This is a genomic window from Daejeonella sp. (assembly GCF_044342615.1).
In the GTDB taxonomy this organism is placed as follows: domain Bacteria; phylum Bacteroidota; class Bacteroidia; order Sphingobacteriales; family Sphingobacteriaceae; genus Daejeonella.
In genome coordinates this window covers 23,230-31,852 of record NZ_JBIIPN010000015.1, presented here as the reverse complement: position 1 = coordinate 31,852, position 8,623 = coordinate 23,230, and the positions used below count along the sequence as shown (strand labels likewise).

11 protein-coding genes are annotated in these 8,623 nt (G+C 36.8%); 4 read left to right on the top strand and 7 right to left on the bottom strand.

The window, feature by feature from the left end:
• Both ACIQ0D_RS02590 and ACIQ0D_RS02585 read left to right on the top strand, forming a co-directional pair.
• Positions 1–367: (Fe-S)-binding protein (locus tag ACIQ0D_RS02590; RefSeq protein ID WP_395802818.1), on the top strand; the 367-nt coding region annotated here is incomplete at its 5' end.
• Positions 368–448: 81 nt separating this feature from the next.
• Positions 449–922, top strand: coding sequence for an ABC transporter ATPase (locus ACIQ0D_RS02585; protein WP_395802816.1), 474 nt, complete (start codon positions 449–451; stop codon positions 920–922).
• A 7-nt stretch (positions 923–929) separates the two neighbouring features.
• On the opposite strand, the gene mtgA is transcribed toward ACIQ0D_RS02585, so the two are convergent.
• The 4 genes from mtgA to rpsF all read right to left on the bottom strand — a co-directional run bounded on the left by mtgA (position 930) and on the right by rpsF (position 2,819).
• Complete coding sequence (gene mtgA / locus ACIQ0D_RS02580) at positions 930–1,607, bottom strand: monofunctional biosynthetic peptidoglycan transglycosylase (protein WP_395802814.1); 678 nt, start codon at positions 1,605–1,607, stop codon at positions 930–932.
• Positions 1,608–1,727: 120 nt separating this feature from the next.
• Complete coding sequence (gene rplI / locus ACIQ0D_RS02575; RefSeq protein WP_395802812.1) at positions 1,728–2,171, bottom strand: 50S ribosomal protein L9; 444 nt, start codon at positions 2,169–2,171, stop codon at positions 1,728–1,730.
• Positions 2,172–2,187: 16 nt separating this feature from the next.
• Complete coding sequence (gene rpsR, locus ACIQ0D_RS02570) at positions 2,188–2,451, bottom strand: 30S ribosomal protein S18 (RefSeq protein WP_090704388.1); 264 nt, start codon at positions 2,449–2,451, stop codon at positions 2,188–2,190.
• Complete coding sequence (gene rpsF, locus ACIQ0D_RS02565) at positions 2,451–2,819, bottom strand: 30S ribosomal protein S6 (protein ID WP_395802809.1); 369 nt, start codon at positions 2,817–2,819, stop codon at positions 2,451–2,453. Before rpsF ends, rpsR begins: the two co-directional genes overlap by 1 nt.
• A gap of 361 nt (positions 2,820–3,180) precedes the next feature.
• Here rpsF and ACIQ0D_RS02560 point away from each other — a divergent pair, with 361 nt between their 5' ends.
• Positions 3,181–5,001, top strand: coding sequence for a DNA polymerase III subunit gamma/tau (locus ACIQ0D_RS02560; RefSeq protein WP_395802807.1), 1,821 nt, complete (start codon positions 3,181–3,183; stop codon positions 4,999–5,001).
• 18 nt (positions 5,002–5,019) lie between these two features.
• Here ACIQ0D_RS02560 and ACIQ0D_RS02555 read toward each other — a convergent pair whose 3' ends face one another.
• A complete protein-coding gene (locus ACIQ0D_RS02555) occupies positions 5,020–5,439 on the bottom strand; it encodes a hypothetical protein (RefSeq protein WP_395802805.1) in 420 nt (139 codons plus the stop codon).
• A gap of 154 nt (positions 5,440–5,593) precedes the next feature.
• Here ACIQ0D_RS02555 and ACIQ0D_RS02550 point away from each other — a divergent pair, with 154 nt between their 5' ends.
• A complete protein-coding gene (locus ACIQ0D_RS02550; RefSeq protein WP_395802803.1) occupies positions 5,594–6,829 on the top strand; it encodes an isocitrate dehydrogenase (NADP(+)) in 1,236 nt (411 codons plus the stop codon).
• Between the two features lie 110 nt (positions 6,830–6,939).
• Here the strand turns inward: ACIQ0D_RS02550 and ACIQ0D_RS02545 are convergent, their stop codons facing one another.
• Entirely contained in the window at positions 6,940–7,671 is a 732-nt protein-coding gene (locus tag ACIQ0D_RS02545) for an RluA family pseudouridine synthase (RefSeq protein ID WP_395802801.1), read from the bottom strand.
• A 6-nt stretch (positions 7,672–7,677) separates the two neighbouring features.
• Positions 7,678–8,493, bottom strand: coding sequence for a 3-methyl-2-oxobutanoate hydroxymethyltransferase (gene panB, locus ACIQ0D_RS02540; protein ID WP_395802799.1), 816 nt, complete (start codon positions 8,491–8,493; stop codon positions 7,678–7,680).
• Positions 8,494–8,623: the final 130 nt, after the last annotated feature.

Here is an 8,623-nt window from a genome sequence, read left to right as displayed (position 1 = left end):
TTTTAAGGGCAAGAAAATTACCTTCCACGATCCTTGTTATTTAGGACGTGCCAATGGAGTTTATGAAGCACCTCGTAAAGCACTCGAAATCCTTGACGCCGAATTAGTTGAAATGAAAAGGTGTAAGTCGAACGGACTTTGCTGCGGTGCTGGTGGTGCCCAAATGTTTAAGGAACCAGAAAAAGGAAATAAAGATGTAAATATTGAACGGATTGATGAAGCTCTTGCATTAAAACCTAATATCGTTGCCTCATCTTGCCCATTCTGCATGACTATGCTCAGCGATGGTGTTAAAAATTTCAATCAGGAAAAGGAAGTGACTGTTTTGGATATCGCAGAAATTACTGTAAAAGCCAACGGATTATAAATTTTATTGATAGTCGTATTTTTAAAATAATATTGAAAGAAACAAAAACAAATAATCTATACAAATACTGTATTTTTACACATGCAAATTTCTGAAAATTCAAGAATCTGGATCTACCAATCCGACAGAATCCTTAAGCAAGAAGAAGAGTCTGCAATTATACAGATACTAGGTGATTTTACATCAAATTGGCAGGCACACGGTCACGATTTGGCTGCTCTAGGCGAAGTAATTCATCATCAATTCATTATTCTTTCTGTGGATGAACAAGTGGCTGGTGCAACTGGATGTAGCATCGATAAATCAGTGGCTTTGATGAAGGATATTGAACAGAAATTCAACATCAATCTATTCGACAGATTTAGAGTTGCCTTCAAATTAAACGATGAGCTTAAAAGCTGCAGCAGGGAAGATTTCGAAAAAATGATTGAAAATGGTGAGGTAAATGAAGATACCTTAGTTTTTAACAATCTCATTCAGACCAGAAAAGAACTTAAAACCAGTTGGGAAATCCCATTAAAAGATAGCTGGCATGCACGAGTGTTTAGTATCTAAGAATCGATCAAAAAGGTAATTTCTGAAGATTTCTCATATTTCTTAGTATGAGTCCCTGTTTATAATATACAAAACGTGTAGGTCTTGCAGGGCTCCAAAGCCTTGGATTTGGCAAAACCGCAATAATTAGTGCAGCTTGCGATTTGCTCATGCTATGTGCTGATTTCCCAAAATACTTCTGAGTTGCAGCTTCTGCTCCATAAATTCCATCACCCATCTCTATTACATTTAGATAAACTTCCAGAATACGTTCTTTCCCCCATAACAACTCAATAAGGACCGTAAAATAGGCTTCAAAGGCTTTACGAATATAGGATCTGCCAGGCCAAAGAAAAACGTTTTTGGCGGTCTGCTGACTAATCGTACTTCCCCCACGGAGTTTTTTACCCTTTTGATTTTTCTCAAGAGCCTTGCCCATAGCCTTAAAATCAAAACCCCAATGATTCAAAAAATTAGCATCTTCACCAGCAAGAGCAGCTCTTTTAAGATTATTTGAAAGGTCTTCAATGTCAACCCAACTCTTTTCAATTTTCCAGTCCTTGCCATCTGCTTTACGTTCAAAACCACGCTGAAGCATCAAATAGGTGATTGGGGGATTAATAAAACGGAATAATAGCACCCAAATGAAGGTGATGGCAAAAAACCATAAGGCTGCTTTACGGATGATATTCAAGAACTTCTTCAAATGCTTAAAATTAGGTTTGGTGATTTTTAAAACAAAAAAATGCCTTCTACAAAATGTAGAAGGCATTAAAATTATCATTTATTTCCAAATTATACACCGAATTAAATCGGGATATGGAAATTATTCTGCTACTACTTCGAAAGTAACTTTAACCTTTACTTCTTTGTGTAGGTTAAGGTTTGCAGTGTACTCACCAACAAATTTAGGCTCTACATCAAAAGTAATACGGCGACGATCAACGTCAAATCCTTCTTTCTTCAATGCATCAGCAATTTGAATAGTGTTTACTGAACCAAAAATCTTTCCAGTTTCACCAGCTTTGGCACCGATAGAAAGCTTAACACCTTCTAATCTAGCTGCAATAGCATCAGCATCCTTCTTGATTTTATCTTGCTTGAAAGCAGCTTGCTTTAAATTTTCAGCTAAAACTTTCTTTGCAGATTCAGTCGCCAGTGTAGCATAACCCTTTGGAATAAGGTAGTTACGTCCAAAACCTGGTCTTACATTTACAACATCATCTTTCTCTCCGAGATTCTTGATGTCTTGTTTTAAAATTAGTTCCATTTCGCTTATCTCCCTCTTATTTTAATGAATCAGTAACATAAGGTAATAAACCGATATGGCGAGCACGCTTAACAGCCTGTGCCACTTTACGCTGAAACTTTAATGAAGTTCCTGTTAAACGACGTGGTAAAACTTTACCTTGATCATTAATGAACTTTAATAAAAAGTTAGCGTCTTTGTAATCGATGTATTTAATACCGTTCTTTTTGAAACGGCAATACTTCTTACGGCTCTCGTCTACTTTCGGAGCAGTTACATATTGGATTTGATCTTTTGCCATTATTTTGCTACCTCCTCAGTTTTAGTTTCCTTGTTCTTGTTGAAGGCTCCGCTACGCTTCTTCTCACTGAATGCAAGTGCATGCTTATCCAATGATACAGTTAAAAAACGCATAACACGTTCGTCACGTCTGTATTCAACTTCAAGTTTGTTAATAAACTCACCCGGAGCTTTGAATGTAGTTAGGTGATAGTATCCTGTTGTCTTCTTTTGAATCGGATACGCTAGTTTTTTCAAACCCCAATTGTCTTCATGGACAATTTCGGCTCCGTTATCCGTCATAAGCTTGTTGAATTTGGTTAATACCTCTTTCGCAGCTTCTTCAGATAACAACGGGGTCAGAATGATCACTGTTTCGTACTGTTGCATTGTTGCTTTTTGTTTTTTTTAAATTTATTATCCACTATGCCTTTAAACAGGCTATAAAGCGGGATGCAAAAATAGATATAATTTTCTATTTATCAAGGGATTTTCGGAAAGATTGATAAAAAAGGGTTTTGCAAACAACAATAACGGATTAAAATCCGTTGTTGCAAGATGGGTCGTCCCTATGGGACTTTACAATCCTTACAAGAGCCATAGGCTCGAACCATTTCACAGGGCTTAACTTTAGTCCAGTCGCTCAGTTAAAGTCATAATTAAATAATAAACAACCCTCGGATAAAAATATGTCGACAAAAAACTTGTTATATATTTGGTTTAACCCATTCCTCTTTCTAATTTAGCAGCAATGGATAATTTTATAGTTTCAGCGAGAAAGTACAGACCAGCAACGTTCCAAACCGTTGTAGGTCAGCTACATATAACTGGCACCTTAAAAAACGCCATTAAAAATAATCAGCTCGCTCAGGCATTTCTTTTCTGTGGACCACGAGGTGTGGGTAAAACTACCTGTGCAAGGATCCTCGCCAAAACAATAAACTGTGAGAATTTAAGTCCCGATGCCGAAGCCTGCGGAACCTGCCACTCTTGTATTTCATTTCAGAATGGTAACTCCTTTAGTATTCATGAGCTAGATGCTGCATCAAACAACTCCGTAGAAGATATTAGAAGCTTGATTGAGCAGGTTCGTATCCCACCTCAATCCGGAAAATATAAAATCTATATTATTGATGAGGTTCACATGCTTTCACAACAGGCTTTTAACGCCTTTTTGAAGACATTGGAAGAACCACCTAATTATGCCATTTTTATTCTGGCAACTACAGAAAAGCATAAAATATTACCTACCATATTATCTAGATGTCAGATTTTTGATTTTAATAGAATCAAAGTTGAAGATATGGCCCTTCATCTTGCAGAAATTGCACAAAAAGAAGGTATAGCTTATGATGAGGATGGTTTACACCTAATTGCACAAAAAGCTGATGGTGGACTTCGCGATGCCTTATCGATGTTTGATCAAATCGTGAGCTTCTCGAGCAAGAATGTTAATTATAAATCAGTAATCGATAACCTTAACATTCTTGATTATGATTACTATTTTAAACTAACTGATGCCATTCTTTCTGAAGATGTAGCCAATTCACTACTTATTTTCGACGAAATTTTAGGCAATGGCTTTGATGGCAATCATTTCATCACCGGATTGGCATCGCACTTTAGAAATTTATTGGTTTGTAAAGATGCATCCACCTTAAAATTACTTGAAGTAAGTGAAGGTATTAAACAAAAATATAATAGCCAGTCGCAAGCCGCCTCCCTCTCTTTTTTAATTTCTGCATTGAACATTAGCAATCAATGTGACCTAAATTATAAAACGAGTAAAAATCAAAGGTTACAAGTCGAGCTCACACTCATCAAACTCTGTCACATACCCGCTGCCGTAAATCTCTCAGCAGCAGGAATTCCGGCCAATCAGGACGGTCAAATAAAAAAAAAACTTAAATCAGTAGAGGAAGCAGAAGTTTCTGAACCTCTTCCGCCTGTAAAGGCTGTAGAAAATCCAATTTTACCAATTCCTTCTAGTATTCCCGAGCCCGAAAAATTAACACAAGCTGTTGATAATAAGGCAATTGAGACCGTTCAGCAGATTCCCCAAGTGGAGACTCCCAAAATAGCTGTTGTTCCTAAACTTTCTGTGGGATTAAATAGTAGTTTGATTCCTAATTTGAATGACTTAGGGGCAAATTATTCGAAAAAAGAGGAAGTTGAGCCAGAATACCTGAGCGGAGACAGTAAAATTGAGTTCAATTCCGACATGATGCTCAATTATTGGAATTCTTATGCGGAAAAGAGCAAAAAAGATGGAAAAATCAATATTTTCACCATCTTGACGGCCTACACACCAGTGTTACTTGAAAATAATATCATTGAGCTACCCATTGAGAATAAGATACAAGAAGATTTGCTAAGCTCAGAAAAAGTTGATTTGTTAAACTTTTTACGTGTTCAACTAAAAAACTTCAGTATCGACTTGCAAACTAAACAAATAGAGCAAACACAAAAAAAACGCCTTTATACTTCATCCGAAAAGTATGAACATATGCTTCAAAAGAATCCACATTTGGAAGAGTTTAAGCGCAAATTCAACCTTGATTTAGATTATTAATCAAATCGGCCCTGCCATTTATTTCTTTCGATCATTTTTAGGATAACCCTCACGATCAAGGTCATCACGATTATCTTCTGGAGTTTCCGAAAAGCTTTCTTCATCCTCAATGATATCCTCTTCAGTCTGAACGTGCATTGCTAAATCATCTAAATCGGACTCTAAACTGGCATTTTTATTATATTCATTTACTGCTGTCGGATTTGCTTCATCAAAATCAGAACGGGCATCGCTCCCATTTTCAACAGCAGTATCATAGGGACTATGATGAATATAATCGGGATCATCAGCGATTACATCTATCTCATAACTGTTTTTATTCTCATCAAAGGCTAAGTCATCCACATTAATTTCCATATGCAAATCTTCCTTCAAGGCCTCATCTCTATCGGTCCGATCGGGCTTAAGTCCCTTTACTTTTTTACGTTTAATTTCCATCGCTTCACCTCTATATCTTTGATAATTAAACAAGTCGGCTATAGATAAGTTTTAAGAAAATATTAAAATTTGACAAATTTCATGGCTATCAGATTTTCAGGTGTATTCAAAATTCCTATCTTTGGACAAATTGCAAAAACCTCATTATAATTATATGTCAGTACAGAAAATTAAAGTTGCAAATCCAGTAGTTGAATTAGATGGCGATGAAATGACCAGAATTATCTGGAAGTTCATTAAGGATAAGCTTATCACACCATACCTTGAGCTGGATATCAAATATTACGATCTTGGAATGGAATATCGTGATGAAACGAATGATCAGGTAACTATTGATGCAGCAAATGCGATCAAACAATACGGTGTTGGTATCAAATGTGCTACCATCACACCAGATGAAGCTCGTGTTCAAGAATTCAAGCTTAAGCAAATGTGGAAATCACCAAATGGTACAATCAGAAATATTCTTGATGGTACTGTTTTCCGTGAGCCAATTGTAATGAGTAATGTTCCTCGTTTGGTTCCAAACTGGACTGCTCCAATTTGTATCGGTCGTCATGCTTTTGGTGATCAATACCGTGCTACTGATTTTGTAACCAAAGGAAAAGGTAAATTAACAATTACTTTCACTCCAGAAGATGGTGGCGAAACTCAATCTTTCGAAGTTTATAATTTCAAAAGCGATGGTGTTGCCCTTGCTATGTACAATACAGATGAAAGTATCTTTGGCTTTGCTCGTGCTTGTTTCAACCAGGCACTCTCAAAAAAATGGCCACTTTACCTTTCTACAAAAAATACCATTCTTAAAAAATATGATGGCCGCTTCAAGGATATTTTTGAAGAGGTTTATCAAAATGAATTTAAGACTAAATTTGATACAGCAGGAATTACTTATGAGCACCGTTTAATTGATGACATGGTTGCTTCAGCGTTAAAATGGAATGGTAATTTCGTTTGGGCTTGTAAGAATTATGATGGTGATGTTCAGTCGGATACTGTAGCACAAGGATTTGGTTCTTTGGGCCTTATGACTTCAGTTTTAATCACTCCAGATGGAGGAACGATGGAAGCAGAAGCAGCACATGGTACCGTTACTCGTCACTACCGCGATCATCAAGCTGGAAAGCCGACTTCAACAAATCCAATTGCATCTATTTTTGCATGGACTAGAGGTTTAGAGTTCCGTGGCAAATTAGATAATAACCAGGAATTAATTAATTTCTGTCATGCTTTAGAACAAGTTTGTATTGAAACTGTTGAAAGTGGAAAAATGACTAAAGATCTTGCCGTTTGTATTCACGGAAATAAAGTAAGTCATGGTGATCACTACCTATACACTGAAGAGTTCCTTGATGCAATTGATCAGAACTTAAAAGCGAAATTGGCTTAATTCTAAATAGCTTTAAAAGCAAATAGCCGCCCTATTTAAATATGGCGGCTATTTTTTTAATGAATTTATTCATTTTTTGGATTTTTAGCAAATTATTAAAAAAGCTTGGCTTAAAAATCTTCAAATCGCTCCCAAAAACCATCTTTAGGCAATGGAGCAAAAATATTGACAGGCTCATGCTTCACAGGATGTAAAAATTGCAGTTTTCGAGCGTGTAAACAAATACTTTTCTTCAGGCTTCCACGAGGATAACCATATTTATTATCTCCCACAATTGGGCAATCGAGGGTGGATAATTGGACTCTAATTTGATGTGGGCGACCAGTAATTGGGTCAACTTCAATTAAATAATAACCTCCGAGTTCTCCTATTAATTTATAATGTAGTTCGGCACGCTGACTACCCGGAACCTCTTTTTCGTAAGCTTTGGTGACATTTTTTTGAGGATTTTTAACGAGCCAATGAATGAGTGTTCCCGACTCAAGTGCTGGTCGATTTCGAACTACAGCCCAATAGGTTTTGTGCATGTCCCTACTTTTGAACATTTTATTGATACGATCAAGAGCCTTACTTGTTTTAGCAAATAAAATTACTCCGCTCACAGGTCGGTCGAGGCGGTGTACCACCCCTAAAAATGCACCATTGGGTTTATTATATTTTTGGGCGATATATCGTTTTACTTTTTCATCTAGCGATTCATCACCAGTCTCATCAACCTGCACAATATCGCCAGCACGCTTATTGACAGCAATTAAATGATTATCCTCAAACAAGATATCTTTATCAGTGATATCTTGCGAAAGCACAGGAAATTTAGATTTTTTATTTTCAGGAATAGCCATTCAATCTTAATATTGTTCCTTTTCATTAGGAAAATCACCCGCTTTAACATCTTTTACATAAGATTGAACAGCTCCATTTATTTCTTCAAAAAGATTTAAATATTGTCTTAAAAAGCGTGGTTTAAATCCTTTTGTAAGTCCTATCATATCGTTAATCACTAGAACTTGTCCATCACAATGCTGACCAGCACCAATGCCGATAGTAGGGATTTTAACGCTCTGACTTACTTCTAAAGCCAATTGAGCAGGAATTTTCTCAAGAACAACAGCAAAACAACCCGCATCTTGAAGCACCAAACAATCACTCTTTAACTTTGCTGCTTCAGCCTCCTCTTTCGCACGAACCGTGTAAGTCCCGAATTTATAAATCGATTGAGGTGTTAAACCTAAGTGTCCCATTACTGGGATACCTGCAGTAATGATACGTTCTATCGATTCCCGGATTTCTAAGCCTCCTTCTAGTTTTACTGCATGGGCACCAGACTCCTTCATGATTCTAATTGCCGAATTTAAAGCTTCCTTCGAATTACCTTGATAAGAACCAAAAGGCAAATCGACTACCACCAAAGCTCGTTTTACAGCCCTAACTACCGATGCTGCATGATAAATCATTTGATCGAGCGTAATGGGTAAAGTAGTTTCATGGCCCGCCATCACGTTGGATGCTGAATCACCAACCAAAATAACATCTATACCACCTTCATCAACGATAGTAGCCATAGAATAGTCGTAGGAAGTCAGCATGGCGATTTTTTCGCCCTTTTGCTTCATTTCAAGGATCGTATTTGTAGTGATCCGCTTTACCTCTTTATGTACAGACATGTAGCAGGGTTTTTAATAAAAATCAAAGTTAGGATTAATAGAAAGAATACACAGTCAAAATCTTTCAAATTCACGCATTTAAAACAAATTTACAATTCCTTCATCAAACACTTTCAGATTTCGTAATAAT

What these genes read in the sequence shown, in the direction of transcription:
- rplI (WP_395802812.1), bottom strand. Translation starts at nt 2,171, where the DNA reads ATGGAACTAATTTTAAAACAAGACATCAAGAATCTCGGAGAGAAAGAT.
- ACIQ0D_RS02560 (WP_395802807.1), top strand. Translation starts at nt 3,181, where the DNA reads ATGGATAATTTTATAGTTTCAGCGAGAAAGTACAGACCAGCAACGTTC.
- ACIQ0D_RS02585 (WP_395802816.1), top strand. Translation starts at nt 449, where the DNA reads ATGCAAATTTCTGAAAATTCAAGAATCTGGATCTACCAATCCGACAGA.
- rpsF (WP_395802809.1), bottom strand. Translation starts at nt 2,819, where the DNA reads ATGCAACAGTACGAAACAGTGATCATTCTGACCCCGTTGTTATCTGAA.
- ACIQ0D_RS02550 (WP_395802803.1), top strand. Translation starts at nt 5,594, where the DNA reads ATGTCAGTACAGAAAATTAAAGTTGCAAATCCAGTAGTTGAATTAGAT.
- panB (WP_395802799.1), bottom strand. Translation starts at nt 8,493, where the DNA reads ATGTCTGTACATAAAGAGGTAAAGCGGATCACTACAAATACGATCCTT.
- ACIQ0D_RS02555 (WP_395802805.1), bottom strand. Translation starts at nt 5,439, where the DNA reads ATGGAAATTAAACGTAAAAAAGTAAAGGGACTTAAGCCCGATCGGACC.
- ACIQ0D_RS02545 (WP_395802801.1), bottom strand. Translation starts at nt 7,671, where the DNA reads ATGGCTATTCCTGAAAATAAAAAATCTAAATTTCCTGTGCTTTCGCAA.
- rpsR (WP_090704388.1), bottom strand. Translation starts at nt 2,451, where the DNA reads ATGGCAAAAGATCAAATCCAATATGTAACTGCTCCGAAAGTAGACGAG.